General features: G+C 69.5%; 25 protein-coding genes and 2 pseudogenes. 19 read left to right on the forward strand and 8 right to left on the reverse strand.

The window, feature by feature from the left end; translation table 11 throughout:
• Positions 1-19 precede the first annotated feature (19 nt).
• Positions 20-532 (forward strand): protein kinase domain-containing protein, encoded by a 513-nt coding sequence (locus AC07EJ_RS23125; protein WP_478884850.1) that lies wholly within the window; start codon positions 20-22, stop codon positions 530-532.
• Here the strand turns inward: AC07EJ_RS23125 and AC07EJ_RS23130 are convergent.
• Both AC07EJ_RS23130 and AC07EJ_RS23135 read right to left on the reverse strand, forming a co-directional pair.
• Positions 453-1,319, reverse strand: a complete 867-nt coding sequence (locus AC07EJ_RS23130) for an NAD-dependent epimerase/dehydratase family protein (protein WP_389482712.1) — start codon at positions 1,317-1,319, stop codon at positions 453-455. The genes AC07EJ_RS23125 and AC07EJ_RS23130 overlap by 80 nt on opposite strands.
• A gap of 113 nt (positions 1,320-1,432) precedes the next feature.
• A complete protein-coding gene (locus AC07EJ_RS23135; RefSeq protein ID WP_478884851.1) occupies positions 1,433-2,293 on the reverse strand; it encodes a LysR family transcriptional regulator in 861 nt (286 codons plus the stop codon).
• A gap of 104 nt (positions 2,294-2,397) precedes the next feature.
• Between AC07EJ_RS23135 and AC07EJ_RS23140 the strand changes: the two genes are divergently transcribed.
• The 3 genes from AC07EJ_RS23140 to AC07EJ_RS23150 all read left to right on the forward strand — a co-directional run bounded on the left by AC07EJ_RS23140 (position 2,398) and on the right by AC07EJ_RS23150 (position 4,854).
• Positions 2,398-2,742 (forward strand): YciI family protein, encoded by a 345-nt coding sequence (locus tag AC07EJ_RS23140; RefSeq protein WP_478884852.1) that lies wholly within the window; start codon positions 2,398-2,400, stop codon positions 2,740-2,742.
• On the forward strand, positions 2,739-3,986 hold the full coding sequence (locus AC07EJ_RS23145) for an RNA polymerase sigma factor (protein ID WP_478884853.1): 1,248 nt from the start codon (positions 2,739-2,741) through the stop codon (positions 3,984-3,986). Before AC07EJ_RS23140 ends, AC07EJ_RS23145 begins: the two co-directional genes overlap by 4 nt.
• A 139-nt stretch (positions 3,987-4,125) precedes the next feature.
• Positions 4,126-4,854 carry a DUF899 family protein gene (locus AC07EJ_RS23150; protein WP_389482704.1) on the forward strand — a complete coding sequence of 243 codons (729 nt, stop codon included), beginning with the start codon at positions 4,126-4,128 and terminating at the stop codon, positions 4,852-4,854.
• 32 nt (positions 4,855-4,886) lie between these two features.
• Here AC07EJ_RS23150 and AC07EJ_RS23155 read toward each other — a convergent pair whose 3' ends face one another.
• Positions 4,887-5,837 (reverse strand): helix-turn-helix domain-containing protein, encoded by a 951-nt coding sequence (locus tag AC07EJ_RS23155; RefSeq protein WP_478884854.1) that lies wholly within the window; start codon positions 5,835-5,837, stop codon positions 4,887-4,889.
• A gap of 90 nt (positions 5,838-5,927) precedes the next feature.
• Between AC07EJ_RS23155 and AC07EJ_RS23160 the strand changes: the two genes are divergently transcribed.
• Complete coding sequence (locus AC07EJ_RS23160; RefSeq protein WP_478884855.1) at positions 5,928-10,175, forward strand: S8 family serine peptidase; 4,248 nt, start codon at positions 5,928-5,930, stop codon at positions 10,173-10,175.
• A gap of 64 nt (positions 10,176-10,239) precedes the next feature.
• On the opposite strand, the gene AC07EJ_RS23165 is transcribed toward AC07EJ_RS23160, so the two are convergent.
• From AC07EJ_RS23165 to AC07EJ_RS23175, 3 genes are all read right to left on the reverse strand, one after another.
• A complete protein-coding gene (locus AC07EJ_RS23165) occupies positions 10,240-11,661 on the reverse strand; it encodes an MFS transporter (protein WP_478884856.1) in 1,422 nt (473 codons plus the stop codon).
• Entirely contained in the window at positions 11,658-12,302 is a 645-nt protein-coding gene (locus AC07EJ_RS23170; RefSeq protein WP_389482693.1) for a TetR/AcrR family transcriptional regulator, read from the reverse strand. The genes AC07EJ_RS23165 and AC07EJ_RS23170 overlap by 4 nt, the downstream gene beginning before the upstream one ends.
• A 71-nt stretch (positions 12,303-12,373) precedes the next feature.
• Positions 12,374-13,372 carry a GlxA family transcriptional regulator gene (locus AC07EJ_RS23175; protein ID WP_389482691.1) on the reverse strand — a complete coding sequence of 333 codons (999 nt, stop codon included), beginning with the start codon at positions 13,370-13,372 and terminating at the stop codon, positions 12,374-12,376.
• A gap of 195 nt (positions 13,373-13,567) precedes the next feature.
• On the opposite strand from AC07EJ_RS23175, the gene AC07EJ_RS23180 reads away from it, so the two are divergent.
• The 3 genes from AC07EJ_RS23180 to AC07EJ_RS23190 all read left to right on the forward strand — a co-directional run bounded on the left by AC07EJ_RS23180 (position 13,568) and on the right by AC07EJ_RS23190 (position 16,278).
• On the forward strand, positions 13,568-14,152 hold the full coding sequence (locus tag AC07EJ_RS23180) for an isochorismatase family protein (RefSeq protein WP_389482688.1): 585 nt from the start codon (positions 13,568-13,570) through the stop codon (positions 14,150-14,152).
• Entirely contained in the window at positions 14,152-14,883 is a 732-nt protein-coding gene (locus tag AC07EJ_RS23185; RefSeq protein ID WP_478884857.1) for a cysteine hydrolase family protein, read from the forward strand. Before AC07EJ_RS23180 ends, AC07EJ_RS23185 begins: the two co-directional genes overlap by 1 nt.
• 255 nt (positions 14,884-15,138) lie before the next feature.
• Positions 15,139-16,278 (forward strand): hypothetical protein, encoded by a 1,140-nt coding sequence (locus AC07EJ_RS23190; RefSeq protein ID WP_478884858.1) that lies wholly within the window; start codon positions 15,139-15,141, stop codon positions 16,276-16,278.
• Between the two features lie 85 nt (positions 16,279-16,363).
• On the opposite strand, the gene AC07EJ_RS23195 is transcribed toward AC07EJ_RS23190, so the two are convergent.
• Positions 16,364-16,834, reverse strand: coding sequence for a hypothetical protein (locus AC07EJ_RS23195; protein ID WP_478884859.1), 471 nt, complete (start codon positions 16,832-16,834; stop codon positions 16,364-16,366).
• A 349-nt stretch (positions 16,835-17,183) separates the two neighbouring features.
• Between AC07EJ_RS23195 and AC07EJ_RS23200 the strand changes: the two genes are divergently transcribed.
• From AC07EJ_RS23200 to AC07EJ_RS23245, 10 genes and pseudogenes are all read left to right on the forward strand, one after another.
• Positions 17,184-17,951 carry a PIG-L family deacetylase gene (locus AC07EJ_RS23200; protein ID WP_478884860.1) on the forward strand — a complete coding sequence of 256 codons (768 nt, stop codon included), beginning with the start codon at positions 17,184-17,186 and terminating at the stop codon, positions 17,949-17,951.
• A 63-nt stretch (positions 17,952-18,014) separates the two neighbouring features.
• A complete protein-coding gene (locus AC07EJ_RS23205) occupies positions 18,015-18,266 on the forward strand; it encodes a hypothetical protein (RefSeq protein WP_389482677.1) in 252 nt (83 codons plus the stop codon).
• A gap of 30 nt (positions 18,267-18,296) precedes the next feature.
• Positions 18,297-18,514: pseudogene (locus AC07EJ_RS23210) on the forward strand (helix-turn-helix domain-containing protein); the annotation flags it as partial.
• 85 nt (positions 18,515-18,599) lie between these two features.
• Positions 18,600-19,790 (forward strand): annotated as a pseudogene (locus AC07EJ_RS23215) (cytochrome P450 family protein).
• A gap of 397 nt (positions 19,791-20,187) precedes the next feature.
• On the forward strand, positions 20,188-21,243 hold the full coding sequence (locus tag AC07EJ_RS23220) for a chitinase (protein ID WP_389482674.1): 1,056 nt from the start codon (positions 20,188-20,190) through the stop codon (positions 21,241-21,243).
• Between the two features lie 107 nt (positions 21,244-21,350).
• Entirely contained in the window at positions 21,351-21,761 is a 411-nt protein-coding gene (locus AC07EJ_RS23225) for a VOC family protein (protein WP_266571662.1), read from the forward strand.
• 67 nt (positions 21,762-21,828) lie between these two features.
• A complete protein-coding gene (locus tag AC07EJ_RS23230; RefSeq protein ID WP_478884861.1) occupies positions 21,829-22,272 on the forward strand; it encodes a helix-turn-helix transcriptional regulator in 444 nt (147 codons plus the stop codon).
• A gap of 5 nt (positions 22,273-22,277) precedes the next feature.
• Positions 22,278-22,910 carry a glyoxalase gene (locus AC07EJ_RS23235; RefSeq protein ID WP_389482668.1) on the forward strand — a complete coding sequence of 211 codons (633 nt, stop codon included), beginning with the start codon at positions 22,278-22,280 and terminating at the stop codon, positions 22,908-22,910.
• Between the two features lie 94 nt (positions 22,911-23,004).
• The gene (locus AC07EJ_RS23240; protein WP_389482666.1) at positions 23,005-23,823 is read left to right on the forward strand and encodes an SAM-dependent methyltransferase; all 819 of its coding nucleotides are present in this window, start codon (positions 23,005-23,007) and stop codon (positions 23,821-23,823) included.
• A gap of 10 nt (positions 23,824-23,833) precedes the next feature.
• On the forward strand, positions 23,834-24,571 hold the full coding sequence (locus AC07EJ_RS23245; RefSeq protein ID WP_389482664.1) for an HAD family hydrolase: 738 nt from the start codon (positions 23,834-23,836) through the stop codon (positions 24,569-24,571).
• A gap of 20 nt (positions 24,572-24,591) precedes the next feature.
• Here AC07EJ_RS23245 and AC07EJ_RS23250 read toward each other — a convergent pair whose 3' ends face one another.
• Complete coding sequence (locus AC07EJ_RS23250; RefSeq protein WP_478884862.1) at positions 24,592-25,551, reverse strand: NAD(P)H-dependent flavin oxidoreductase; 960 nt, start codon at positions 25,549-25,551, stop codon at positions 24,592-24,594.
• Positions 25,552-25,770: 219 nt separating this feature from the next.
• Here AC07EJ_RS23250 and AC07EJ_RS23255 point away from each other — a divergent pair, with 219 nt between their 5' ends.
• Positions 25,771-26,526, forward strand: a complete 756-nt coding sequence (locus tag AC07EJ_RS23255) for an SDR family NAD(P)-dependent oxidoreductase (protein WP_478884863.1) — start codon at positions 25,771-25,773, stop codon at positions 26,524-26,526.
• Positions 26,527-26,628: the final 102 nt, after the last annotated feature.

Genomic DNA, 26,628 nt, shown 5'->3' on the forward strand with positions numbered 1-26,628 from the left:
ACCGCCACTGAAGAAAGAATTGGCCAATGACGGGTGCCTGTTCATCGTCATGGAGTTGCTGCGTGGCCACGATCTTGCACGACTGCCGGCCGACCACCGAGGACCTCTGCCGGTGGAGCGGGTCCTGAACGTGGCCCGGCAGACCGCGGTCGCCCTTGCCGCCGCGCACGGCTCCGGGGTCGTCCACCGGGATCTGAAGCCGGCGAACCTTTTCGTGACCGTGGCCGGCGGCGGCCACGACGGCGTGATCCACTTCTGGGACGCGGCCACCGGAGACCGGCGACTCGCCCTGACCGGGCACGTCGGGCCGGTGATCTGCGTGGCGTTCGGCCCCGACGGACGCACCCTTGCCAGTGGTGGCCAGGACCGGGTGATCCGGCTCTGGGACGTACGGATTCGTTGGACGGGGCTTGTTGCCGGTCGGGAACGGCCGGCCGCGGCGGACCCGCGGTTCAGCCCCGCGCGAGCTCGGTCAGCGCGTCGAGACGGGTGGGTGTCCAGCCGAGTTCGCGGCGGGCACGGGCGCCGGTGAACTGCTGGTCGAGGGCGAATGCCTCGGCGACCGGGCCCATCCGCCGCACGGCCTCCTCGAGCGTCAGCGAGTCGATACTGCCCGGGTACCCGACGGCCTGGCTGAGGGCTCGGGTGATGTCCGCCAGCGGGACGTTCTGGTCGCTGACCCCGGCGTAGACGGAACCGGCCGGGGCATTCAGAGCCAGTACGTACAGCTCGGCGAGGTCGTCCACGTGGACCAGGGCCCAGTGGTTGGAGCCGTCCCCGATGCAGGGCACGGCGCCGGCGGCACGTCCCGGCTCGGCGAAGAACGACTGCACAAGGCCGCCGGAGTGGCCGTAGACGAGTCCCGGCATCACCACCACCGGGCGCTCCCCGGTGGCGGCCCGCGCGAGCACGCGCTTCTCGTTCTCCAGCCGCCACGAGGTGATGCGCGGCGGGCTGAGCGGGGCGGTCTCATCGACGACTCCGTCGGTGTTGCCGTACACCCAGACCCCGCCTGTGTGTACATACGGGTGGCTTGCCGCGCCGTCCTGCATTGCCTCGGCCGCGACGCGGTCGACGTCTGCGGTGCCCTCGGCGTAGTCCACCCCCAGGTGGATCACTCCGTCGGCCTGGCGGGCCGCCTCACGAAGGACGTCGGTGTCGGTGAGTGCCCCCGCGACAGGCGTCGCGCCCAGGTCCGACACGGTGCGCGCGGAGCGTTCGCTGCGCGCCAGCGCCGTCACCTCGATGCCACGCCGGATGAGCGCCTTGATGGTGGAGCGGCCGATGTACCCGGAGCCGCCCGTGATGAAGACCTGCATCGCCCTCACGGTCCTTTCGGATGGCGGCGGGAAGTCCGCCGCTCCTCCACCCTGGCCCCGTGCCGCACCCCGAGTCCAAGACCTCTTCCGTCGTCGGTGATGCCCTCAGGGCATCAGTGCTGTGCAACGGCGATGTCGGCGAATTCCTGCAGCAGCGGCGACTGCCGGTGAGCGCTCCAGGCAAGGCACACCTCGTTGGGGCCGATGTCGTCGATGGGTACGTGGGCGACATCCGTGTGGGTGTAGTACGCCGCGGTCGAAAGCGGAAGGACGACGACGCCGCCGGAGGTCGCGACGTGTTCCAGCTTCTCCTCGACGCTGCGGAACGCGGGCGGCGGCCCGGACGCCTCGCCGCCGGTCCGGTCGGGGAGGTCGCGCCACTCGGGGACGGCGTCGGGGTCCTGGAGCAGGCGTTCGGCGGCCAGGTCCGCGATACCGATGGACTCCTTGCCCGCGAGGCGGTGATGCGCCGGCACGACGGCGACACGCGGTTCCCGGAAGACCGGGCGCAGAACGAGACCGCTGTGGTCGACCGGCAACCGTACGAAGCTCACGTCGAGAAGCCCCTCGTGCACCGCCTGAACCTGGTTCTCCCAGGAGGTGCGCACCACCTCCACGCCGAGCTCGGGATGTCTGGCGGCGAAGGCCCGCACCGCGCCGGTCACGGTGATCCCGGGCATGAAGCCGACTGTGAAGGTCGACGTCCCGTGCGCGGCCCGCTGGACACGAAGCTGGAGCGCCTGCGCGCCGGCCAGCAGGGGACGGGCGTCCTCCAGCAGCTGGCGGCCTGCCTCCGTCAGCTCCGTGGACTGTTTGTTCCTGGCGAACAACCGCGCGCGCAATTCATGCTCCAGGGCGCGGATCTGCCGGGAGAGCACCGGTTGCGTGATGTGCAGTCGCTCCGCGGCTCGGCCGAAGTGCAACTCCTCGGCCACGACCACGAAATAGCGCAGCTTGCGCAGATCGACATCCACTACATTTCCCACCGTTCCCGCAGTGCAGACGCCATGCGCCCAGGCTAATCCTCCGTACCTGCGTCGTGATGCGACGCTCTCACGCCGGGAGCATCGGGGGCAGAATGAACCGGGTGAAGTACGTGCTGCTTATCTGCGACGACGAGAAGGTTTCTCCCAGCAACGAGGAGCTCGAGGCGGATCCGACACACCAGGCCTGGCTCGCGGCTCTCGACCGACGGGGCGGCATGCTTGTCGGCGCGCGGCTGCGTCCGGTGGTGGACGCGACCACGGTCCGGGTCCGGGACGGCGAAACCCTGGTGTCGGACGGCCCGTTCGCGGAGACCAAGGACTTCGTCGGCGGCTTCGTCATCGTCGAGTGCGCGGACCTGGACGAGGCGATCGCGATCGCCGAGGGCCATCCGTACGCGCGCTGGGGTGGCGTCGAGATCCGCCCGGTCTGGGAATGACCGCGCCGGACGACCGGGTCCGGACGGCCGTCGACGAGGCGTTCCGGGACGAGTGGGGCCAGGTGGTCGCGACCCTGATCGGGACGACGGGCGACTGGGACCTGGCCGAGGACTGCGCGCAGGACGCGTTCGCCGCAGCGCTGACGACCTGGGCGCGCGACGGCGTGCCGCGCCGCCCCGGCGCATGGCTCACCACCACCGCCCGCAACCGCGCCACCGACCGGCTGCGGCGCAACGCCGCGGGTGCGGCCAAGCTGCGCCGGCTCGCCGTGATCACCCGCGACCCGGAAGAACCGCCGGTGGAGGACATCCCGGACGAGCGGCTGCGGCTGATCTTCACCTGCTGCCATCCGGCGCTGCCCTTCCCCGCACGGGTCGCACTCACCCTCCGTACGCTCGCCGGGCTGAGCACCGCCGAGATCGCCCGCGCCTTCCTGACGGCCGAGCCGACGATGGCGCAGCGCCTGGTCCGCGCCAAACGCAAGATCGCCGAGTCCGGCATCCCGTACCGCGTGCCGCCCGCCGACCTGCTCCCGCAGCGACTCGCCGCCGTCCTCGCGGTGCTCTACCTGATCTTCAACGAGGGGTACGACGACGAGGGCGCGGACGCCCGCCGGGCGCTGACCGCCGAAGCGATCCGGCTGGCCCGGGTCCTGATCCGGCTGATGCCCGGCGAATCCGAGCCACGCGGGCTGCTGGCCCTGATGCTGCTGCACGAGGCGCGGCGCATGACCCGTACGTCCGACGGCGTGCTCGTCACACTGGAGAAGCAGGACCGGAGCCGGTGGGATCAGGGGCTGATCGCCGAGGGGGTGGAGACGCTTGACGAGGCGCTGGCCACGAGGCGCAGTGGGCCGTACCAGGTACAGGCCGCGATCGCCGCCTGTCATGCCACCGCGCCCGACGCGGAGAGCACGGACTGGCCGCAGATCGCGGTGCTGTACGCGGAGCTGGCCCGGTTGGCCCCGTCCCCGGTGGTCGAGCTGAACCGGGCGGTGGCGGTCGCGATGGCGGACGGCATCCCGGCCGGCCTGGCGCTGGTCGACGAGCTGGCCGCATCCGGGCGGCTCGACGGTTACCACCTGCTGCCCGCGACCCGGGCCGACCTGCTGCGTCGCTCCGGCCGGAGGGCCGAGGCCAGGCACGCGTACGAGGAAGCGGTGAAACTGGCGCCGACGGAGGCCGAGCGCCGCTATCTGACAAGCCGGATCCGGGAGCTGACCAGCGGAAACGGCGAGCTGTGACTAACGTCGTGCACATCCGGCGAACTTTTTCGCTGGCGGTGTCGATCCGGGGGGTCCGTCTTCGTCGGTGGGGTGACAGTCGCTCCGGAGTGAGCCGGAGAAAGAGGCTCCTGACAAGGACATGAAGGGATGAGTTCTCATGAGCACCGAAACGAGCGCACCCGCCCCCAAGGCCGTCGACCGAGCCGCCTACCAGGCGGAACTGGACGCGCTGCGGATCCGGGAGAAGGCGTATACCCGTGAAGGCGACGCGATCGCGGCGGCCCGCCGCCGGCTGCCCATGGTGGAAGTGGACGCCGGCGCCCCGCTGACCGGCCCGTCCGGTCGGGTCACGCTGCTGGACGCGTTCGAGGGCCGCACGCAGCTCATCGCGTACTTCCAGATGTGGCACGCCGACCACCCCGCCGCCGACCAGTGCGAGGGCTGCACGTTCTTCAACAGTCAGGTCCGCGAGCTGTCCTACCTGCACTCCCGTGACGTCACCTACGCGACGCTGTGCCAGGGCCCGTACGAGGTGAGCGTCCGATACCGCGACTTCATGGGCTGGGACGTGCCCTGGTACTCGGCCGAGGAGTCGATCGACACGCTGATGGCGGGGCGCGGCCCGTTCATGCTGGCGTGCTATCTGCGGCAGGGAGACCGCGTGTTCGAGACGTACTGGACCACAGGCCGCGGCGTCGAGGCCATGGATCAGACGTACAGCCTGCTGGACCGGACGGCGTACGGGCGGCAGGAGCCGTGGGAGGACTCGCCCACAGGCTGGCCGCAGATCAACGGTAGCTACATGCGCACCGACGGACGCCCCACCGCCCAGTGGCCCTGCCTGGACGCAGGACGCTCCGACGCGCTGGAAGCCGCCGGGAGCTAGGGTCTTTCAACCGCCTTACGGCTGACGGGAATTCATATCCACCCCCGGCGCGCCGCGATTACCCCCGCCTGGAAGCGGTTCGCGGCGCCCAGCTCCTCGTGGAGGCGGCTGATCCGGCGCCGCATCGTCCGTACCGACCAGCCCAACTGGCGGGCTATCGCCTCGTCCTTGAGGCCGCCGACGAGGAGGGTCAGCATCTGGCGGTCCTCCTCGCCGAGCGGGTCTTCCTCGGCGGGGGCACCCAGTGGGGTCGCGGTGCGCCAGCACAGTTCCCAGTAGTCGATCAACCCGTCGAGCAGGGCTGACGGGCGGATGACGGCGGCGCGTACCTCAGTGGTGAAGTCGAGGGAGAGCGGCATCAGGGCGAGGCGGCGGTCGGAGATCGCCAGCTTGATGCGCAGGCCCGGCAGTACGCGGGCCTGCTCGCCGTGCGCCACCAGCTCGCGGATGTCGCCCAGGACGCCGGGCCACTCCAGCGCATCGGGGGCGTAGACGGCGCGATAGCGGACACCCCGAGTGAGGGCCGTCGCCTCGACCGGGTTGGAGGTGGTCAGCGCGTACGGCGGACGGTCCAGGGTGATGACCTCTTCGCGTGCTTCCTGCTGAAGCTGTACGAACCAGCGGCCCAACGCCTCGCCGCCGGTGATGACTTCGACCTGCTCGGAACCGCCCTGCCGGGCCGTGGCGAACAGCCGCGACAGCTCGCCCGCCGCCGCCCGGACACCGTCGAGATCGGCGGTCCGGGAGCGGACCAGGGATTCCAGGGCCGCGCCCGGCTCAATGGCCGCGTACCGGCGGCGCGTTCCGGCCAGCCGCCCGACCAGGCCGTTCTCGCGCAGTCGGTCGAGGGCGCGGGCGACCCGCTCGGTGGAGCAGGACAGATCACCCGCAAGGTCGGCGGGCGCGGCGGTGTGCCGGACGAGGATCGCGCGGTAGACGCTCTCGTCGAAGGCTTCGATTCCTGCGGCGGTCAGCTGAGGCATGGGCGGATCTTGGCCCGTGTGTGCCAGCGGCAGCAATGGGCCAGGCCAAATCGTTGTCCAGACCACTCGCGTCCGATTAATTCGTCTGGCATGACCCCTCGAAGAACCTTCACTGCCGGACTCACGGCCGCCGTCATCGGCGGTCTGCTGTCCGCGGTGCCCCAGTCCGCCGCCGCGGACCCACACCAGGACCCCGAGCAGCACGTCATCGTCACGCTGTCCGGGGATGCCGCCGCGACGGGAAAGGGCCGGCTGCGGTCCGCCGACGCGAAGGAGATCGGCGCCGACCGCGCCTCCCTCGCCGCCCGGCAGAAGACGTTTCTCGGTGACGCGAAGGGCGCCGGGCTGCGCGTCGCCTCCCCGCGCCGCCTGAACCTGCTGCTCAACGCGGTCGCCGTGACCGTGAAGGCTTCCGAGGTCGCCGAGCTGAAGCAACTGCCCGGGGTGGCCTCCGTCGTCCCCGACACCAAGGTGCACCTCCTCACCGACGACAGCGTGCCGCTGATCAACGCGCCGCAGGTCTGGCAGCGCAAGGACCCGGCGGGCAACGGCGCCGACGGCAAGGGCGTCACCGTCGCCGTCCTCGACAGCGGCGTCGACTACAGCCACCCGGACCTGGGCGGTGCCCTCGGCAAGGGCCACAAGGTCGTCGGCGGCTACGACTTCGTCAACGGCGACGCCGACCCGATGGACGACAACGGACACGGCACCCACGTCGCCGGCATCATCGCGGGCAAGGCCGCCGAGAAGGGCGGCGTCACCGGTGTGGCGCCGGGTGCGAACCTCCTCGCGTACAAGGTCATGGACGCCGCGGGGGAGGGCTACACCTCCGACATCGTCGCCGGCATCGAGGCCGCGATCGACCCGGCCAATCCGCACCGCGCCGATGTCATCAACATGAGCATCGGCGGCTACGGAGACGGCCACGACCCGCTCGGCCAGGCCGCAACAGCCGCCACCAAGGCCGGAGTTGTCGTCGTCGCCTCGGCCGGGAACGAGGGCCCGGACAGCGGCACCGTCGGCTCCCCGGCCGCCGCCGACGGCGTCATCGCGGTCGGGGCCTCGATCAGCGGGCTGCGCATACCCGGCGCCACCTACAAGGGCGGCAAGAAGATCCAGACGTACCGCGGCATGATCTCCGCGAACCCGCCCGCCAAGCCCGTCACCACCGAACTCGTCGACCTCGGCCAGGGCACCCCGGAGGACTGGGAGCGGGCCGGAGACGTCAAGGGCAAGGTCGTCCGCATCGAGATGCTGGTCGCGGCCGTCCGCGACGACCTGTACGCCTCGGAGATCGAGACGGCCCGTGAGGCGGAGCGCCGTGGCGCGATCGCCGTCATCGGCGGGCTGGGCTCGGGCGGCGGACCGGTGCTCGCCGGGGGGCCGGACGCGGCCGGTCAGCCGGGACGCTCGGGTCAGGCGGGTGGCTCGACTCAGCCGCCGCCCGGCGCGGACGGCACCGTGCCGCTCGACCCGGCGACGTCCGTCAAGGAGTCGGGCGACTCGCTGCGTATGGACTCCATGGTCATGCTGGGCGTCGACGCCACCCAGTTCGCCGAGCTCGGCCGGCGCCTGGCGGACGGCAAGGTCGAGGTGACGATCAGTGGCACGGACGTCACCGACAAGATCGCCTCCTTCTCCTCGCGCGGCCCCGACCTGAACTGGAACCTCAAGCCCGACCTGGTCGCCCCGGGTTACGACATCCGCTCGACGGTCCCCAAGTCCCTTTACGCGCCCGGCTATTACCGCATGTCGGGTACGTCGATGGCGGGACCGCACGTCGCGGGCGCCGCCGCCCTGCTGCGCCAGCTCCACCCCGGAGAGGCCCCGGTGAAGGTCACCTCCGAACTCGTGGGCAGCACAAAAGAGTTGAAGGACTACGGCGCGACGACCACCGGTGCCGGACGGCTCGACGTCGCCGCGGCCGCGGACCGGGCGGACGCCGCCGTCACCACCACTCCGGCCACCCTTTCGTACGGGCTCGCCGACCTCGCCCGGCCCACCGTGGGCGGCAGCAAGAAGCTCGCGGTCAACAACTCCGGCACCCGCACCCGCACCGTCCGACTGAAGGTGAGCGGTGAGGCCCGGGTCAGCCCGAGCACCCTGCGCGTCCCGGCCGGCGGCAGCGCCACCGCGACCGTCACTCTCAGCGCCGACCGTCCGTCGGGCGAGGCCGAGATCAGCGGCACGGTCACGGTCACCCCGGAGCGCGGCGCGGCCCTGCGCGTCCCGTATCTCCTGGTCGTACGGCAGCTGTTCGTCCAGGCGGGACCCGACCCGAGCGACGGCAAGTCCACCGCGGTCGTCTTCACGCCCGCCCCGCTGGCGAAGCCGCCGGTCCTCACGGTGACACCGCCGCACGGCAGGCCCTACACGGTCACCACCGGACTCCGCTCCGGGAACGTCTACCAGGCGGAGATCACCGGCCGCGGCGTCGGCGCCCACCTGGTCTCGGTGACCGGCCGGACCACCGACGGCATGACCCTGACGGGCAACCGCGACGGCTTCGAGGTCACCCCCGAGGACACCCGAGACTCCCGCTGGCAGCCGGTCGGACCGAACTCGGAGAGCGGCGACATCACCACCGCGGGAAGCGACCCCAAGGCCGCCCTCCTCACCCAGTACAACAAGCTCGGCCCCTGGTCGACCGACGACAAGGGCGAGACCTGGAAGCAGCACTCCAGGCTGCCGATCGGCGACGTGGCCGGCCAGGCCTTCACCGTCGTCGACCCGAAGAACGCGAAGCGCTGGTGGTACGCCGCCAACACCTCGTCCGGCATCCCCCGTACGAGTTCGATCCTGCGCACCGAGGACGGCGGCCGCACCTGGGAGACACTGGACACGCCCGACGTCCCCCTCACCACGTTCCTCTCCGACGAGGCGGCGAAGAACCTCGTCGCTGTCACCCCCACCGACCTCCTGATCAGCAAGGACGGCGGCGACACCTGGGCGAAGGAACCCATCGGCATCCCCGTCGACGAGGTCTACGACGTGGCGATCGGCGGCGACAGCCTCTACTTCTCGGCAGGCAACACCCTTTGGGAGCGCGACGGCCTCTCCACCGGCACACTCGGCCCGGCCACCAAGATCCACGAATCGACGGCCGGCAAGGTCTCCGTCACCGTCGCCGCGGACAGCCAGGTCGTCGCGATCTACGAGATCGGCTCGGGCGTCGTCGGCTCCTTCGACGGCGGCAAGACCTGGGCGACCCTTGACGACTACGGCCTCGGCGGTACCGGAATGACCCTCACCGGCGGTGACATGTACGTCAGTTACGGCGGTGACATCCGGGTCGGCCGCGACCACGGCCGACAGTGGACCACCATCCCGAGCGTCAACAACGCCTCGACGGCCTCGGACTTCGACCGCTGGGCCGACGGTTCACTGACCGTCTCCGCGGACTCCGCGGGTGTCTACCGTGGCACGGCCGAAGGCAAGGACTACCGTCGCCTCGGCGTCCAGGGCGGCACCGTCAACTCCCTTGCCGTCAGCGGAAACCAGCTCCTCGCGGCCGGTGACCAGGGCACACACCGTGCCCAACTCCCTGTGTCGGGAGCGGAGTGGGGAAACACCGGCGGCGAGGGCATCATCGGCCTCTCGACCCGCCTGCTCCAGACGTCCGCCAAGGACTCACGGATCGTCTGGCGGGTGCGCAATGACGCGTTCGGCGGCTTCCACCTGGGGCGCAGCGGCGACTCCGGCGCCACCTGGGAGGAGAAGGGCGTCAGCAACGGCAACGTGTTCGCCCTCGCCGTCCACCCCGCCGACCCCGACCGCGTCTACGTCTCGTACGGCAATCTGCAGGGCATGGGGCTGTTCTCCACCGAGGACGGCGGTGCCACCTGGAAGAACGTGCTCAACGACCGGACGTACTTCACCGCGGTCGCGGGCGACCCGAAGAACCCGGACCGGCTGTGGCTCGGCGCCCCTGACGGCCTCTACCGCTCGGACAACGGCGGTGACGACATCACCAAGGTCGCCGAGGGACGCGTCGACACCATCGAGTTCACCGGCTCCCGGATGCTGACCGGCGGCGACGCCGTCAAGGTCTCGACGGACGGCGGGAAGACCTTCCGCACCGGCGACACCGCCAAGCTGCCGACGCGGGTGAGCGATCTGCTCCAGGTGGGCGGCACGCTGTACGCGGCAACCACCAGCTACTGGGAGACGGCCCTGCCGCGCGGCGGCCGCGGGGTCCTGCGCTCCACGGACGGCGGCCGGACCTGGCAGAACATCTCCACCGGCCTGCAGAACCTCGACGCGACCACCCTCGCGGCCAACGGCGGCTGGCTGTACGTGGGCACGGTCCAGGGAGGCGTGCACCGCCTGAAGCTCTGACCACCCCCGAATACGCGCCGCACGTGGCCCCTGGGGGTGGGGGCGCGTGCGGCGCTTCGTGGCGCTACGGGCGTTCGCCGACATCTGCAACAGGGGCTTTGTTTGGGGCCAGTTGTCGTGGTGGGGGAGTGGCATCGGCGTTGCCGTCCGCGTGCCGAGGCAGCAGGAAGGCGGGAATCAAGCCGAGGAGGGCGAGGAAGGCCAGGGGTACCAGGCTGCGGCTCATCGGTGCGGTGGAGGCGCTGGTCGCGCCGGCTGCGACGGCGATGCCGAGCGACGGACCGATGTTCATCGCCGTCTGTTTGAGCCCTCCGACGACTCCGGCGTAGCCCGGCGGCGCGTCGCCGACGACTGTCCCGGTGGCGGTGACCATCACCGTCGCGAACCCGGCTCCGAGTGCGGCGAAGGCGGCTGTCATGGACGGCCACGGGCTGGTCGGACCGAGCGAGGACAGCTGCGCGATGCCGGCCACGACGAGAACCGTGCCTGCGATGGCGGTGTGACGTGGGCCGTACCGTCGCAGTGCGGCGCCGGCAACGGGCGCGCCCAGGACCATCAGCGCGGTCAAGGGCAGGACGCGCAGGCCTGTGGCGAGGGGGGCGAGCCGCAAGGCGTCCTGGAGGTAGAACGTGGCTTTGAACAGGGCGCCGAACAGACCTGCGCTCATGACCAGGAGGAGCGCCATGGCCGCGGTCACCGGGACGGACCGGGCCACGGCATGCGGCACGATCGGGTGTGCGGCACGGCGCTCGTGCAGAACGAGTACCGCCAACAAGGCCACGCCGCTGGTGAGTTCAAGCAGCGTTGACCCAGCGGTCCACCCGCGCCCCGGCACGTCAGTCAGAGCGTGGACGAGGATTGCCAGTGCCGCCGTGAGCAGGGCCGTGCCGGTGAGGTCCAGCCGTTGCGAACCCGCGCGTTCAGGCATCGGCGTACGGACGGCGAGGGTGAGCGCGGCGATCACGAACGCGACGGGCGCGTTGACCCAAAACACCGCACGCCATCCGAAATGTTGCACCAGAATCCCGCCGAGGACCGGACCGATCCCGGCCGCCACCGCGATCGCGCTGGTACGGATGGCGATGGGCGTGCCGAGCCGGTCCGGCGGATACGCCAGCCGCAGCAAGGCGAGCGTCGCAGGCTGGAGCAGCGCACCGAAAACGCCCTGAGCGACGCGCAGTGCGATCACCCAGCCGATGGAGGGTGCGAGCGCGATGCCGGTCGATGCGACCCCGAACCCGAGGACGCCCACCAGGAGCAGCCGTGTGTGTCCGTACCGGTCGCCGAGGCGACCGGCGACGACGAGAAGCGTGGCGACGGCGATCAGGTAGCCGGTGCTCGTCCATTGGACTTGAGCCACGCTCGCGTCGAGATCGTGCCGCAGGCTGGGCTGCGCCACGAGCAGGATGGTCCCGTCCAGTGCGACGATCATCGCTCCGGACGCGGAGGCCAGGAGAGCGAAGGGCCGCCTCGTGGCAGTGCTCACGCCGTCACCGGCCCCAGGTGAGCGTCCAGGACTGCCGCGACGAGCTGGTCGCGTTCCTGGTCACCCGGCGGGGGAGTGCCGAGGGCCAGTTGCAGGCTTCCCCAGGTCCACAGCTGGGCGATGCCGTGCAGCCCGGACCAAAGGGCGGCGGCGGTCACCGCGGGCGATACGGCCGAACTGCCGGGCGAGTCGGGCCGATGTACGGCGTCCAGATCCTGCCCGCACCGGCCGACCAGCTCGACCATCCGCATGAACAGCGGAAGCGTGGAGGTGCGCAACTGAGGCCGGCCGGCTTCCTGTTGTGCGCCATCGAGCAGGTCGTGACGGAACATCAGCTCGAACATGCCGCGGCGCTCCATCGCGTACTCGATGTACGCCCCGGCGATTCGCTTCAGTTGAGCGCGTGGTGGTGCCTCGCGGTCGACGGCGCCTTCGAAACGGGCCGCGAGGTCCTCGAAGCCGCGCTGGGCGATGGCCGCGAGCAGGGCGTGGTGCGTGGCGAAGTATCTGCGTGGCGCCCCGTGTGAAACCCCCGCCCGCCGGGCGATCTCCCGCAGCCCCACGGATGCGGAGCCTTCGGTGAGGGCCAGGTCCACACCGACGTCGATCAGCCGCTCGCGAAGGGAGTTCTCCTCAGTCATAGACACTGTCTACCATTGAGGCGTAGACAGTGTCTATGTAGCGAGGGGAAGAGCGGGCGGGGTCTCAGGCATCAGCGGGTCTGGGGCACCCGGAACCTGCGGCGGTACTCCGTCGGTGTCGTGTTCAGCCGCCGCCGGAACGCCCGCACCAACGTGTCCGTCGTACCGAACCCGCAGGTGGACGCGATGCGTTCAAGGGTGGCGTCGGACGATTCGAGGTCGTGGCGTGCCTTCTCGACGCGGACGGATTCGATGTAGGCATGCGGGGTCATGCCCAGTTCCGTCTTGAAGAGCCGGGTCAGGTGCCGGTCGCTGACGTGCGCGACCTCCGCGAGGTCCACGACGGTCAGCGGCCGGCTGATGTTGCGCATGATGTGGTGGCGGAGATCCTCGATGCGCCGCGTCGTCGAGAGCTGTTCCAGGGGAACGCTGAACTGGCTCTGCCCGCTCGGCCGCTTCAAGTACATGACGAGCTGCCGGGCGACGCGCAGCGCGATGGCTTCGCCCAGGTCATCGGCGATCAGGGCGAGCGACAGATCGAGGCAGGCGCTGATGCCCGCTCCGGTCCACACATCGCCTTCGCGGATGAAGATCGGATCGGCGTCGACCTTCACGGCCGGGTGGTCCGCGGCCAGTTGGGGCGCGGTCGACCAATGCGTGGTGGCCCGCTTGCCGTCGAGGAGTCCTGCCGCGGCGAGGAGATGCGCTCCGACGCACACGGACGTGACCCGGTGCGTGCGGTCGGCGAGGGTCTTCACCCACCTGACCAGCGCGGGGTCGACGAGCGCGCGTACGCGGCGCTCGCTGTCGACCTCCACCGAGCCGGGCACGATGAGCGTGTCGATGCTTCCCTCGGCAGCCTCCCGGAAGGTGATGTCCGGGAGGATGCGAACTCCGGCGGAGGTGGTGACCGGATCCATGCTCTCGGCGGCGAGGACGACGTGGTAGCCCGCCGCGTCCTCCGTCTCGCGTCGGGCCAGAGAGAACACTTCCGGTGGCCCGGTGACGTCGAGCAGGTCGACGCCTTCGAAGAGGACGATGACGATGAGCCGTCTGACGATGTCCTGCACGAGTCCCCCTGGTGAGCCGTCGCCGGTCGGCGACGCGCGAGCGGCATGTCCATATCGGCATGTCCGAATCGGCATGTCGGTATCTGCATGTTAGACGTCATTGTCGACACGCCTGCTGGGTCATAGCGTTCTACTCGCAGCCCACCGCATCGCTCGGGCTGCCCATCTCACGCGAAGACCGAAGGCGGTACACCCATGTCCAGAACCACGCTGCGCGAGCTCAACGGCTTCGACGAGACGCCCGCGAAGCTGGCCGACTCGACGCTGATCCTGATCGACTTCCAGAACACCTACACCCAGGGCGTGATGGAACTCGACGGGTGGGAGGCCTCGCTCGACGCCGCCGCGCAGCTGCTGGCACGGGCCCGCCAGGAGGGCACGAAGGTCGTGCACGTCATCAACGACGGCGGCGCGGGCACCCCGTACGACATCCGGGCCGAGATCGGTCAGATCCACCCCCGCGTCGCGCCGGTCGAGGGTGAGGCCGTCGTCGTCAAGCAGGTCCCGAACGCGTTCGTCGACACCGACCTGGGCACGCACGTCCCGGACGGGCAGGACGTCATCATCGCGGGCTTCATGACGCACATGTGCGTGGCGTTCACCGCGCAGGGCGCGTTCCTGCGCGGCAACCGTCCCACGGTCGTCGCCGACGCCACCGCCACCCGCTCGCTGCCGGTGGCCGGCACCGACCTCGACGCGCGCCAGGTGCACTACAGCGCCCTCGCCACCATCGCCGACCTGTACGGCGTCGTCGTTCCGACCCAGAAGGAGATCGTCTGATGAAGCTGCTGCGTCCAGCCGCCGCGCTGAGTCTCGCCACCGTGCTCGCGGCCACCGCGACGGCGTGCGGCAATGGCTCTAAAGCCGCGTCGAGCACCGACCGCAAGCCGTCGCCCGCCGTGGAGAACGCCGCGCAGAAGAACGTCGCGAAGGACACGACGACGCTGCGGCAGCTCAACAAACTGGACGAGACCCCGGCGAAGCTCTCCGATGCGACGCTGATCCTCGTCGACTACCAGAACACCTATACCCAGGGTGTGATGGAACTCGACGGGTGGCACTCTGCGGTGAACAACGCCGAGGCTCTGCTGAAGCGCGCCCGTGAGGCGGGCACGCCGGTCATCCACATCGTCGACAAGGGCTACGACCTGAAGTCGAAGGCGGGGCAGATCATTCCGGCGCTCAAGCCGGCCAAGGGCGAGCCCGTCGTCGAGAAGACCGTCCCCAACGGCTTCCACAAGACCAATCTCGCCGAAGAGGTCAAGAAGGCCGGGCGCAAGAACGTCATCATCGCCGGCTTCATGACCAACATGTGCACCCTGTTCACCACCCAGGGCGCGTTCCTCAACGGCAACGACCCGACCGTGGTCGGCGACGCCTCCGCGACCCGGCCGCTGCCGCTCAAGGGCAATCCGAACGGCATCCCCGCGAAGCAGGTTCACGAGGCCGCGCTGGCCACGGTTCAGGACCTCTACGGAGTCGTGGTCCCCAAGCAGAGCTCTCTCAAGTAGCCGGTACTTGCCCGGTACTCGCCCGGTACTCGCCCGGTACTCGCCTCGCTCGGAGTTCGGAGGGGGAAGGAATGCGCATTCTTTTCCCCTCCGCCCCCTGTGATCCCCCCCCCAAAAGAACCCCCACAAGTAAGGCCCCCCACAAATGACTCACTCGACCACTGGATTTCCCCCCATGCCCCAGATGCCCCCCATGCAGATGGTTCCCCAACTCACTCAACATTCGCGCTCAGAACCGCTACGGAGAAAACGAAGATGGCTACGCGCAGAGGATTCATAGGCAGCGCTTCCGGTATCAGCACCGCGGCGCTGCTGGGCTACTCGGCTTCCCCGAGTGCCGCGGACACCCCACTGACCGACACGACGAGCACGGGCGCCGCGTCGACGGTGACCCAGCAGCAGGCAAAGGACTCGATCTTCGCAGTCAACGCCGGCATGCGCTCCAACTACGCCACTCTCAAGGCGGAGTTGGTCAAGCACCTTTCGCCGGTGATCGTGGTGCAGAACGACGCGAAGGGCGGCAGGTTCACCCTCGTGACCGCGAACGGCCAGGAGTCCGTCAACCCCGTGGCGGAGACGTTCGAGCTGGCGAAGTCCATCGCTCACGTTCCGCTCGGCTGCTTCTCCGTGATCGCCTCGTACCTCGCGGACAAGATCCCGAACCTGCCGAACGCCGATCGCATCGACCCGCACGACCTCCTGCTGGTGGCATTCAACGACGACAAGTCCACCGCGTGGATCGAACCCCTGCAGGCCTACGCCGCCACCCTCACCACGGCCCGCAAGAACCTTCCCGCCGCCGGTCTGCCGGCCACGCTGACCACGTCGTGCGGCAACATCCTCGACGCCGCGCTGAAGTTCATCAACGCCTCCGTCACGGCGAAGGTGTTCGACATGAAGTCGTTCGAGGACTTCTCCGGCAGCGTCTACCCCGACATCCGCGTCAACATGGAGCACGCCGCGCAGGCCCAGATCAAGGGCGTGCAGGAGACCATGAAGACCTGGCGCGCGAAGGTCGGCGAGGCGGCATGGGCGGACCTGTACTGCGTCGTGCTGTCCCAGTGGACCACCAGCGTGCTCAACCAGAACACCATCATCATCAAGGACTGCATGAACGCGGCGAAGGTCGCCACCCACCTGATCGATCTGCCCGGCCTCGAGACGCCGAAGGACTCGATCTTCACCGCGCTCGACAATCTCGCCCGGATCGTGCAGGACAACATCGCCGCGGAGATGGTGTTCCCGAAGGACACGAAGGTCGCCGACGCGCTGAAGGGCAAGGAGGACCTGCTGTCCGACGAGATCCTCATCCAGCTCGGCGGCAGCGCGGCGACGACGCAGAGCGCCCCCACGTACAACACGCTGTCCGAGGGGATGTGCCCGGTCAGGAAGTAGTCCCTCGCCTCCCGCGGGAGCCGGGCGGCGCCGTCCGCACAGGAAGAGTGCGGGTGGCGCCGCCCGGCGTAGTCCGTCCTGCGCGTCAGAAGACGAACGGACCAGGTGCTTGGGCGGTTGTGGCGTTACAGGTCACGGTGATGCCCATGACCACGACCTTCAGGGACTTGGCCTCCAGGCTGTCCCCGGCGGCGACGGTCCCGTTCAGCGGCCCGGTGGACACGGGGCTGCCGGCGGGGATCGCCGGGTTGGAATTGCCGGTGAACGTGGACGTCCCGGTGCCGTTGTTGGTCAGCGTGAGTGTCGAGTTGACCGAGCCCGCCGCGACGTCGATGGGCGCCGAGATGGCGGAGGTGGACACGCTGATCGTCGCGGCCGTGCCGTCCTGGGTGGCCGTGAGGGTCGCCGTGCCCGACCCGTAGATTCCGCAGTCGAACGAGATGGTGGCGGTGTCGGGGGTCACCGCGGTCGCCACGGGTGCGAGCGCGAGTGCGCTCACGGCGACCACGCCGACGCCCAGGGCCGAACCGATACCGAGCCTTCTGCCATACCTCATGGGGAGCCTGCCTTCACTGTGCGAGTGGGGGGAAAGTGCAGGTGCGGATCCCGGTGCAGATGCGGATGCAGTTACGGGAGTGACGTGCTGAAATCGTCGCCCATTGAGACACAGGCCGCGTGAGGCAGCAAGACCGATCCCATGATTGTTGACATGCTACGGCTAGAACCGGCCTTGATCGGCGACCGCGGTCCGCCGCCCGGTACGGAGAGGCGGCGCCGTCACGCCGGAACGACGCCATACATAACACACGGCGGCCGAGGTCGGACTGGTCGTCCACACCATCGCGGACATAGCCGCCGCATTCACGCCCTGGGATCCGAACTCCCCGCACTGGAAGGTGATCCGCATGACTGTGCCGAGCCTGCTCGCGGTCTTCGCCCACCCGGACGACGAGTGCCTGCACGCCGGAGGAGCGCTCGCCCGTCACGCCGCTGCCGGCGCCCGCACCGGAGTGGTCACGGCGACGTGGGCCGAAGGCACCCCACGCGCCGCGGAGTTGGCCGAGGCGCTACGGATCCTCGGCGCCGGCACACCACGGCTGCTGGGCTACGGCGACGCTCGCGCTCCGCAGTCGGCTCCCGGCGCGGTGCGATTCCTGGACGCGCCGATCGACGAATCGGTGGGCCGACTCGTCGCGCATCTACGGGAGTTCCGCCCGCAGATCGTGGTCACCCATGACGCCTACGGCGGGCTGACCGGGCACCCGGACCATGTGCACACCCACCGGATGACCATGCTCGCGGTCCAGGCGGCCGGGCTCGAGCGGCTCTACCCGGACGCCGGTGATCCCTGGCAGCCGAGCGCCCTGTACTCGGCGTCACACCCGCACTCGGCGATCCGGGCGTGGGGCGGACACGTGGCCGCCACGGGCAAGGCGATGCACAGCGTTCCGGACGAGCGGATCACCGCGACAGTCGATGTCGGTCCCTGGCTCGAGCAAAAAGTCGCCGCCGTGCTGGCGCACCGCACCGAGGTGGAACGGGGAGCCGTCCCGGCCCTGATCGCGAGCCTCCCAGCCGCCGACCGCCACCGACTGCTCTCCACCGAGTGGTACATCCGCCACGACCCCGTCTCCACGGCGGCAACGCAGACGGAGCTCATCGCCGGGACGTGATTTGAGGGCCTTCCGCGCGGCACAGTTTGATGTGGCAGGGACGGCGTAAGGACTGTCCCGTAAATGATCTCCGAGTCGATGTGGGACGTGGTTGGTCCCGGTCTGGCCTGCACGTCGAGCCGCCCCATCGCGCCACGGATTGCGACGCTTGCGATCGCCCATGTGGCCGTCGTGCTGGTGTGGCTGCTGTTCTGGACGTCTGTGGTCGACGCTGCGCGCGCGGCGATCGGCACACCTCGATTCCGACGTGGGATGAGTCGTCCGGCGGGAGCCGTCCTGGTCGCCGTCGGGGATCGAACGGCAACGGCGAGCTGAGTCCGCACACCTTGGCTGTCCCATAGCTGCTTGGAGGGCCGTGCCCTGCTGGTCGCGGCTTACTGGCGCACGAACTTGACGATGCGGCAGATCTCACCACTCCTCGGAGTGTCGAAGTCCGCGGCCGACCGGATCATCGACCACCTCGGGCCGATGCTCGCGCCCTGGAACTGCGGAAGCCGCTCGGGGAACGCGTTCTCCTGGACGCCCTCACCGGTCAACCAGTCCCTACGGGGCACTCAACGGTCCGTCACCGAGCTGGTCTTGACGGCAGCAGAGTGCGGCTCTCCCTCATTGGGACCGTGTCCTGCATGTTGAGTTGGCGGAGGTGTTATGGATCTCCAGGACGAGCTGGACGAGCTGGACGAGCTCATCGACAGACCGTACGACGTATACGCCCGCCTGCGTGACACCTCGCCGGTGCATCGCATCGCCGGGCCGAACGGCGACCCTGCCTGGATCGTGACACGGTACGCCGACGTACGCGCCGCCCTCGCCGATCCCCGGTTCTCCTTGGACAAGAAGCACGCTTCGGACGGGGCCTACCGAGACTTCTCCTCACTGCCGGCCCTCGATGCCAACCTGCTCAACATGGATCCTCCCGACCACACCCGCATCCGTCGGCTGGCCGGCCGCGCGTTCGCTGCTCACCGCGTCGAGCAACTCCGAACGCCCATACGCGAATCCGCGGACCGGCTCCTCGACTCCCTTGGCCCACACGGCAGTACGGATCTCATCGCCACCTACGCCGGACCTCTGCCGATCGTCATCATCTGCGAGCTTCTCGGCATCCCGGAGGACCGGCGCCCGGACTTCCGCGCATGGACCGACACGCTCGTCGCCCCGGATCCCGGCCGCCCCGGGCCGCGAAGGAGGCCGTGGTGGCGGTGCTCGACTTCTTCGTCGAACTCCTCGCCCACAAGCGCGAGCAACCCGGCGAAGATCTGCTCTCCGACCTGATCAGGGTGCGCGACACCGGCGGCGACCGCCTCGGCGAGGACTAACTGACCTCGCTCGCCTTCCTGATCCTTTCGCCGGGTACGAGAACACGGTGCAACTCATCGGCAACGCCGTCCCTGCCCTGTTGCGTCATCCGGAACAACTGGCCGCACTGCGCAAGGACTCGTCCCAACTCCCGGAAGCCGTGAAGGAGTTCGCACGCTACGAAGGGCCTGCTCTTCTCGCCGTCCGGCGCTTTTCGACCGAGGACATGACCATCGGGGGCGTCCCTGCCCCGCGGGCGAGACGGTCCTGCTGTCGCTGTCCGCCGCCAACCGCGACCCCGCCCGCTTCGCCGATCCGGACCGCCTCGACCTCGAACGCGACGCCGGTGGGCACGTGGCACTCGGGTACGGCATCCACTACTGCCTCGGCGCGCCGTTGGCCCGCGCCGAGACCGAGATCGCGCTGGCAGCCCTCCTCGACAGGTTCAAGAAGATCGAGCCGGCGCAAGAGGACCTGCAACGGCGGCCATCCATGCGCGCCCGCGGCCTGCTCACACTTCCGGTGACCTACAGCAGCTGACGGAGGTCCTCGGCCTGACCCGTGGCGAAGCGGATGGCCCCTCCCTGCCCGGCGCGGTCGCGTTCCTGGCGTGCGTGCTGCCGATCGCGCTCGCCTCGAACCGGCTCGGGCAGCTGCGCGCGACACGTTACGGCGTCGGGCATGGCGCTGGGCCCGGAGATTCTCGGCACGTCGGTCGGCCTGACCAGCTGGCGCTACATGCTTCTGAACGCCGCCGTCTTCACTGCCGTCACCTTCCTCGTCTTCACCCGCCAGGCCCGCCGCGTCCCGGAGGACGCCGACGCCCGCTCCGCTGCTCCCCATTGGTCCATACCCATTGACGAAAGGTCTGGACCTCTCTACCGTGCGTCGTGCTCACGCCAACCCCACTCGCCCGGCGATCCTGCGGAGGCCCCCCATGTCCCGTCGCAGTCGTACGTCCCGTCTCCTCGGCGCAGCCCTCGCGGTGGCCGCCTCCCTCTCCACCGTCCTGGTCGCGGCGCCCGCCGCCCCCGCCGCCGACACCTGTGCGACCAAGCAGAAACCGGCCGGCAAGGTTCTCCAGGGCTACTGGGAGAACTGGGACGGTGCGTCCAATGGCGTGCACCCGCCGTTCGGCTGGACCCCCATCACCAACCCCGAGTTGGCGCAGCACGGCTACAACGTCATCAACGCGGCCTTCCCGGTGATCCGCTCCGACGGCACCGCGCTGTGGGAGGACGGCATGGATACGAACGTAAAGGTCGCGACCCCCGCCGAGATGTGTCAGGCCAAGGCCTCGGGCCAGACCGTCCTGATGTCCATCGGCGGCGCTGCGGCGGGCATCGACCTCAACTCGACCGCCGTCGCCGACCACTTCGTCGAGACGATCGTCCCGATCCTGAAGGAGTACAACTTCGACGGCATCGACATCGACATCGAGACGGGCCTCACCGGCAGCGGCAACATCAGCCAACTCTCCACCTCCCAGGCCAACTTGATCCGCATCATCGACGGCATCCTCGCGCAGATGCCCGCCGGATTCGGCCTGACCATGGCACCCGAGACCGCATACGTCACCGGCGGCAGCGTCACGTACGGATCGATCTGGGGCGCGTACCTCCCGGTCATCAAGAAGTACGCCGACAACGGCCGCCTGTGGTGGCTCAACATGCAGTATTACAACGGCAGCATGTACGGCTGCTCCGGCGACTCGTACGAGGCCGGCACCGTCCAGGGCTTCACCGCCCAGACCGACTGCCTGAACAAGGGCCTCGTCGTCCAGGGCACCACCATCAAGGTCCCCTACGACAAGCAGGTCCCCGGCCTGCCCGCCCAGCCCGGCGCGGGCGGAGGCTACATGGCGCCGAGCCTGGTTTCGCAGGCTTGGAACACGTACGGCGACGGCCTCAAGGGGCTGATGACCTGGTCGATCAACTGGGACGGGGCGAAGGGGTGGACCTTCGGGGACAACGTGAAGAGCCTGGAACAATAGCCGCGCCGAGCCGTGGGTGACGCCTTCACCCCACTGGGGTGGGCGGGCGGCTCGACGGGTCAGGATTGGAGAAGCGCAGTTCGCCGGGCCGCTACTAACGTGGGGCTATGGACATCACCATTCACACGACCTCGCTCCCGCACGACGACCCGGACGCTTCCCTGGCCTTCTACCGCGACGTCCTCGGTTTCGAGGTCCGCAGCGACGTGGGGCAGGGCAAGATGCGCTGGATCACGGTCGGCCCCGTCGGCCAGCCCGGCACCTCCATCCTCCTCGCACCGCCGGCGGCGGACCCCAGCATCAGCGAGGACGAGCGCCGCACCATCGCCGAGATGATGGCGAAGGGCACCTACGGCTGGATCCTGCTGGCCACCCGGGACCTGGACGGCACCTTCGAGAAGGTGCAGGCGGCCGACGTGGATGTCGTCCAGGAGCCCACCGAGCAGCCGTACGGCGTCCGCGACTGCGCCTTCCGTGACCCCGCGGGCAACATGGTCCGCATCCAGGAGCTTCGCTGAGCCCTGCCGCGCCAGGCGGCCCCTGTGGACCCTGGCGCTCGCCCATACCCACGAAGGCAGGTGCCGTATGTGTCATCCCGGCTGGGCGCGCGCACTCGCCCAGGAGCAGCGACTGAAGGACCTGGTGCGCCTGCGCCGTGTCCGTGACCGGATCGACCGGGAGTACGCGCAGCCGCTGGACGTGGAGGCGCTCGCCCGCGAAGTGAACTGGCCGGCTGGGCATCTCGGACGGCAGTTCCGGCTCGCGTACGGCCGGTCGCCGTACGCGTTTCTGACGGCGCGACGTGTCGAGCGGGCGAAGATGTTGCTGCGCCGTGGCGACCTCGCGGTCACCGAGGTCGGCTTCCTGGTCGGCTTCGCGTCGCAGGGAGTCTTCCGCGCCCGCTTCACCGAGCTGGCCGGCCTGACGCCCGACGCGTACCGGCGCGGGACGGCGGCCGCCGCGACAAGGACGCCGTCGGGACCGGTCAGGAATGGAGAAGCATCCCTGACCGAGCCGCAACTAGCGTGATGGCCATGACCTCCATCGAAACCATCACCCTCGAGGTGGCCGACCCCACGGCCGCTCACCGCTTCTACACCGCCGCGTTCGGCCTGGGCACTCAGGTCGGACTGTGCGCCTCCGATGCGCCGACGACCGGCTTCCGCGGTTTCTCGCTGTCGCTCACGGTGTCCCAGCCGGCCGACGTCAAGGCGCTCATCGACGCCGCCCTCGACGCCGGAGCCACGCCCCTCAAGCCCGTCACGAAGTCCCTGTGGGGCTACGGCGGCGTCGTACAGGCACCGGACGGGACGATCTGGAAGGTCGCCACGTCCGCGCGGAAGGACAAAGGCCCGGCGACCCGGCAGTTCGACAGCATCGTCCTCCTGCTGGGCGTGGCGGACGTGGCCGCGAGCAGGCAGTTCTACGTCGACCGCGGACTCACCGTGGCGAAGAGCTTCGGCCGCAAGTACGTCGAGTTCGCCACACCGTCGAGCCCGGTCAAGCTGGCGCTCTACGGGCGCCGCGCGCTTGCCAAGGATGTCGGCGTCCCCGTCGACGGCACCGGATCGCACCGACTCGTACTCGGCGGCGACGCCGGGACCTTCACCGACCCGGACGACTTCGCCTGGCAGGCCACCCCGGTCGCCTCAACCGCCGGTCTCTGACCGGGAGTTGATTCCGTCCGATCGTCTCCGCCCTCGACGGCAGCATCTAGGGTGAGGGCCGAGATCGTGATCGGCGGACGACAGGAGAGGGACCGTGACAAGCGACGCACGCCCCGGCGGCTCCGGCAGCAGGATCGACACCAGCAGGCCGCACACCGCACGGATCTGGAATTACTGGCTGGGCGGCAAGGACAACTACTCCGTCGACGAGGCAGCGGGTGACCAGATCCGGCAACTCCACCCGGGCATCGTGGACTACGCCCTGGCCGACCGGGCGTTTCTGGGGCGCGCGGTGCGCCATCTGGTCGACGAGATGGGGATACGCCAGTTCCTGGACATCGGTACCGGCCTGCCCACGGTCGACAACACCCATGAGGTCGCCCAGCGCATAGCCCCGGACGCGAAGATCGTCTACGTCGACAACGACCCTCTCGTCCTGAGCCACGCCCAAGCCCTCCTCACCAGCACACCTGAGGGCAGAACCGACTACCTCGACGCCGACCTGCGCAACGTCGAGCAGATCCTGGAGTCCGCCGCCAAGACCCTCGACCTCACCCGGCCCGTGGCACTCATGCTGCTGGGTGTGGTCATCTTCGTAGGCGACGACGAGGACCCGTACGGCATCGTCCGAAGCCTGCTCGACGCGCTGCCCTCCGGCAGCCATCTCGTCCTGTCCCACACCATCACCAGCCCGGCCATGCCGGACGTGGACGCGGCCGTGGCGTTCTGGAACGAACACGGCACACCGAAGCTGAACCAGCGCACCCCGGAGCAGGTCGCCCGGTTCTTCGACGGCCTGGAACTGCTTGCCCCGGGCGTGGTCTCCTGCTCACGCTGGCGGCCGGAGGGTGGTGCCGTCGCCGCGGTGCCTGACGAAGTGGCGATGTTCGGTGGGGTCGGGCGGAAGGGGTAGGGACAGTCTTGTGCTGACGATCTCGAGACCTACGGATGTGTCAGGCATCGTCTTCATCGACATAGACGGCACGCTCGTGCCGGCTCCGGGCTCGGCCGTCCATGTCGCCCGCTACTTGGGGACCGAGGCGGCCATGGCCGAAGCTGAGGCCGACTATGCGGCCGGAAGGCTGACCAACCCTCAGGTTGCCGCTGTCGACGCGAAATCCTGGTCCGGCCATACGGAGCGGGAGATCGATGACTGGCTGGCCGGCGTTCCACTCGTCGATGGCATCGAGGAGACCGTCGTGTGGTGCCGAGGGCAGGGGCTCATCCCCGTTCTGGCCACCCTCGCCTGGCAGTCCATCGGCAAACACCTCTGCCACCGGTTCGGGTTCGACGCATACTGCGGACCCGAGTTGGAGACGGCGGAAGGACGATTCACAGGCCGCGTCCTGGCAGAGCTCGACGAGTACGGCAAGCGTGACTTTGCCGTCCGCTACGCCGGGTCGCTCGGCCTTTCCCCTCAAGACTGCGCTGCCATCGGCGACAGCCGTTCAGACCTGCCGCTCTTCAGGGAGGCAGGACTGAGCATCGCGTTCAATGCCGACCAGCAGGCACGTGAGACAGCCGACGTCTCTGTGGAGGGCGAGGACATCCGAGTCGTCATCCCCCTGCTGGAGGAGTGGCTCAAGGTACGTGGAACCAGGGCCCCTCGTCTGGATCATGCCGGCCGGTCACTCCCTGGGCGCTCGGCCCATGAGCCGTAGCCGCGTGGGCAGTTGGTGTGTCAGCGGGGGCACGCGCGGGCCAGCGCCTCCTCGGCCTGTGTGGCCACGGTGGCGACGAGGTCAGCTGCCGAGGGGAGGTCGGTGATGAGGTCGACAGCTTCGCCGGCCCAGACCGGCAGCGGGGGGATGGTGCCGCGGGCCACGTCGTCCTGGTAGTCCTGACGCGCTTGGGGGTCGGCGGCGAGTTCGGCCTCCCGGCCGCGCCAGCGGTCGAGATAGGGATGGCCGAGAGTTCGGGCGAGGTACTTCGCGGGCCATCGGGAGCCGCGGGCAATGTCCAGTAGCGTGCTGCGCTCTGTGTCCTGCCCGCGCCCTTCGACGATCGCCTTGGCGATCGAGGGGTCGACCAGGGACTCTGTGGTCGCCTGGAAACGGGTTCCGATGAGGGCCCCAGCCGCGCCCAACACCAGTGCGGCCGCCAGGCCACGGCCATCGGCGATCCCGCCGGCCGCCAGTACCGGCACCGGATCCACGAGATCCACGACCGCGGGCACGAACGGCAGCGTGGAGCGCCCGCGCAAGGCTCCGTGCCCACCGCTCTCCGTTCCCTGAGCCACGATCACATCGGCGCCCAGGTTCGCGGCCTGCTCGGCCTCCTCCAGGTCCGTGACCTGAAGGATCAACAGCGCCCCTGCCTGGCGGACACGCTCCGCGTAAGGGCTCGGATCGCCGAACGACAGCATCACAGCCCTCGGCCCGTACGCCAGCGCACGCTCCACCACGCCGACGTCGATGCCCCAGGTCAGGAATCCGATACCCCACGGGCTCTCGGTGCCCGCGACGATCGGCACCTCGCGCGCCAGCCATTCCGGATCCCCGAACGCGCCGCCCAGGATCCCGAATCCACCGCCGCGCGAGACAGCCGCGGCCAGTGCGCCGCCGGCCGACCCACCCATCGGCGCAAGTGCGATCGGGTACCGCACGCCGAACATCTCTGTGAACGCCGTCGAGAACGCCATGGCCACATCATCACTCCTCGCCCAATGGACGGGCGCACGAATGCGGCAGGAAATGCGCGGTCAGCGGGGATGCATGCGCTACTTATGGCGGCCATAGGCGAAGCCATGCGCCGATCAGGAAGCGTCGACCGGTCGGCCTGGCTTACATCTGTGGCTGGCGGGCCTTCGGGCTGATGAGTCGGCCGATCGGATATCGACACAGCGGAACGGTGAGCCATCATGACTTCAGAACTGTCCGGCACCACGGCACTGGTGACCGGTGCGACCAGCGGCATCGGCCGTGCCACGGCGATCGAGCTGGCCCGTATCGGCGCGAACGTCCTGGTCTCGGGGCGTGACGAGACTCGGGGCGAGCGGGTCGTGCAAGAGATCCGCGCGGCTGGTGGCCAGGCGCAGTTCCTGGCCGGCGAACTGAAGGACGCGGCCTCCGCACGTGCCCTCGCCCACCGCGCCAAGCAGGAGGCCGGCCAGGTGGACATACTGGTGAACAACGCCGGCATCTTCCCCTTCGGGCCCACGGAGCAGACCAGTGAGGAGGAGTTCGAGGCGGTCTACTCCCTCAACGTCAAGGCCCCCTACTTTCTGGTGGCCGAACTCGCGCCGGACATGGCCGCACGAGGCCGTGGCGCGATCATCAACGTCACCACCATGGCCGCCGAACTCGGCGCCTCCGGCATGAGTTTGTACGGCTCCAGCAAGGCCGCGCTGACCCTGCTCACGAAGGCCTGGGCCGCCGAGTACGGGCCGCGCGGCGTGCGGGTCAACGCGGTCAGCCCCGGCCCGACCCGCACCGAGGGCACCTCGGGCACTCCGGGTGCGGAGGACGACCTCAACGCTCTGGCCGCGGCCGGTCCCGCGGGCCGCCCCGGCACGGCCGAGGAGATCGCCTCCGCCATCGTCTTCCTCGCCACCGACAGTGCCGGCTTCACGCACGGTGCCGTCGTGCCTGTGGACGGCGGCCGTACGGCCGTCTAGTACGCCAGGGCCTGTCCGGCGGACCAGGATGCGCCGGACAGGCTCCGAAAACCAGTGGAACAGCGCCACTGCGGGCCACTACCGTGCTGCCGAACTGATTCG

The sequence above is a fragment of the Streptomyces sp. NPDC045026 genome, from assembly GCF_056432625.1.

What these genes read in the sequence shown, in the direction of transcription:
- AC07EJ_RS23140 (WP_478884852.1), top strand. Translation starts at nt 2,398, where the DNA reads ATGAACCGGGTGAAGTACGTGCTGCTTATCTGCGACGACGAGAAGGTT.
- AC07EJ_RS23205 (WP_389482677.1), top strand. Translation starts at nt 18,015, where the DNA reads ATGATCTCCGAGTCGATGTGGGACGTGGTTGGTCCCGGTCTGGCCTGC.
- AC07EJ_RS23255 (WP_478884863.1), top strand. Translation starts at nt 25,771, where the DNA reads ATGACTTCAGAACTGTCCGGCACCACGGCACTGGTGACCGGTGCGACC.
- AC07EJ_RS23170 (WP_389482693.1), bottom strand. Translation starts at nt 12,302, where the DNA reads ATGACTGAGGAGAACTCCCTTCGCGAGCGGCTGATCGACGTCGGTGTG.
- AC07EJ_RS23230 (WP_478884861.1), top strand. Translation starts at nt 21,829, where the DNA reads ATGTGTCATCCCGGCTGGGCGCGCGCACTCGCCCAGGAGCAGCGACTG.
- AC07EJ_RS23160 (WP_478884855.1), top strand. Translation starts at nt 5,928, where the DNA reads ATGACCCCTCGAAGAACCTTCACTGCCGGACTCACGGCCGCCGTCATC.
- AC07EJ_RS23190 (WP_478884858.1), top strand. Translation starts at nt 15,139, where the DNA reads ATGGCTACGCGCAGAGGATTCATAGGCAGCGCTTCCGGTATCAGCACC.
- AC07EJ_RS23150 (WP_389482704.1), top strand. Translation starts at nt 4,126, where the DNA reads ATGAGCACCGAAACGAGCGCACCCGCCCCCAAGGCCGTCGACCGAGCC.
- AC07EJ_RS23185 (WP_478884857.1), top strand. Translation starts at nt 14,152, where the DNA reads ATGAAGCTGCTGCGTCCAGCCGCCGCGCTGAGTCTCGCCACCGTGCTC.
- AC07EJ_RS23220 (WP_389482674.1), top strand. Translation starts at nt 20,188, where the DNA reads ATGTCCCGTCGCAGTCGTACGTCCCGTCTCCTCGGCGCAGCCCTCGCG.
- AC07EJ_RS23225 (WP_266571662.1), top strand. Translation starts at nt 21,351, where the DNA reads ATGGACATCACCATTCACACGACCTCGCTCCCGCACGACGACCCGGAC.
- AC07EJ_RS23250 (WP_478884862.1), bottom strand. Translation starts at nt 25,551, where the DNA reads ATGGCGTTCTCGACGGCGTTCACAGAGATGTTCGGCGTGCGGTACCCG.
- AC07EJ_RS23195 (WP_478884859.1), bottom strand. Translation starts at nt 16,834, where the DNA reads ATGAGGTATGGCAGAAGGCTCGGTATCGGTTCGGCCCTGGGCGTCGGC.
- AC07EJ_RS23145 (WP_478884853.1), top strand. Translation starts at nt 2,739, where the DNA reads ATGACCGCGCCGGACGACCGGGTCCGGACGGCCGTCGACGAGGCGTTC.
- AC07EJ_RS23130 (WP_389482712.1), bottom strand. Translation starts at nt 1,319, where the DNA reads ATGCAGGTCTTCATCACGGGCGGCTCCGGGTACATCGGCCGCTCCACC.
- AC07EJ_RS23180 (WP_389482688.1), top strand. Translation starts at nt 13,568, where the DNA reads ATGTCCAGAACCACGCTGCGCGAGCTCAACGGCTTCGACGAGACGCCC.
- AC07EJ_RS23155 (WP_478884854.1), bottom strand. Translation starts at nt 5,837, where the DNA reads ATGCCTCAGCTGACCGCCGCAGGAATCGAAGCCTTCGACGAGAGCGTC.
- AC07EJ_RS23235 (WP_389482668.1), top strand. Translation starts at nt 22,278, where the DNA reads ATGACCTCCATCGAAACCATCACCCTCGAGGTGGCCGACCCCACGGCC.
- AC07EJ_RS23200 (WP_478884860.1), top strand. Translation starts at nt 17,184, where the DNA reads ATGACTGTGCCGAGCCTGCTCGCGGTCTTCGCCCACCCGGACGACGAG.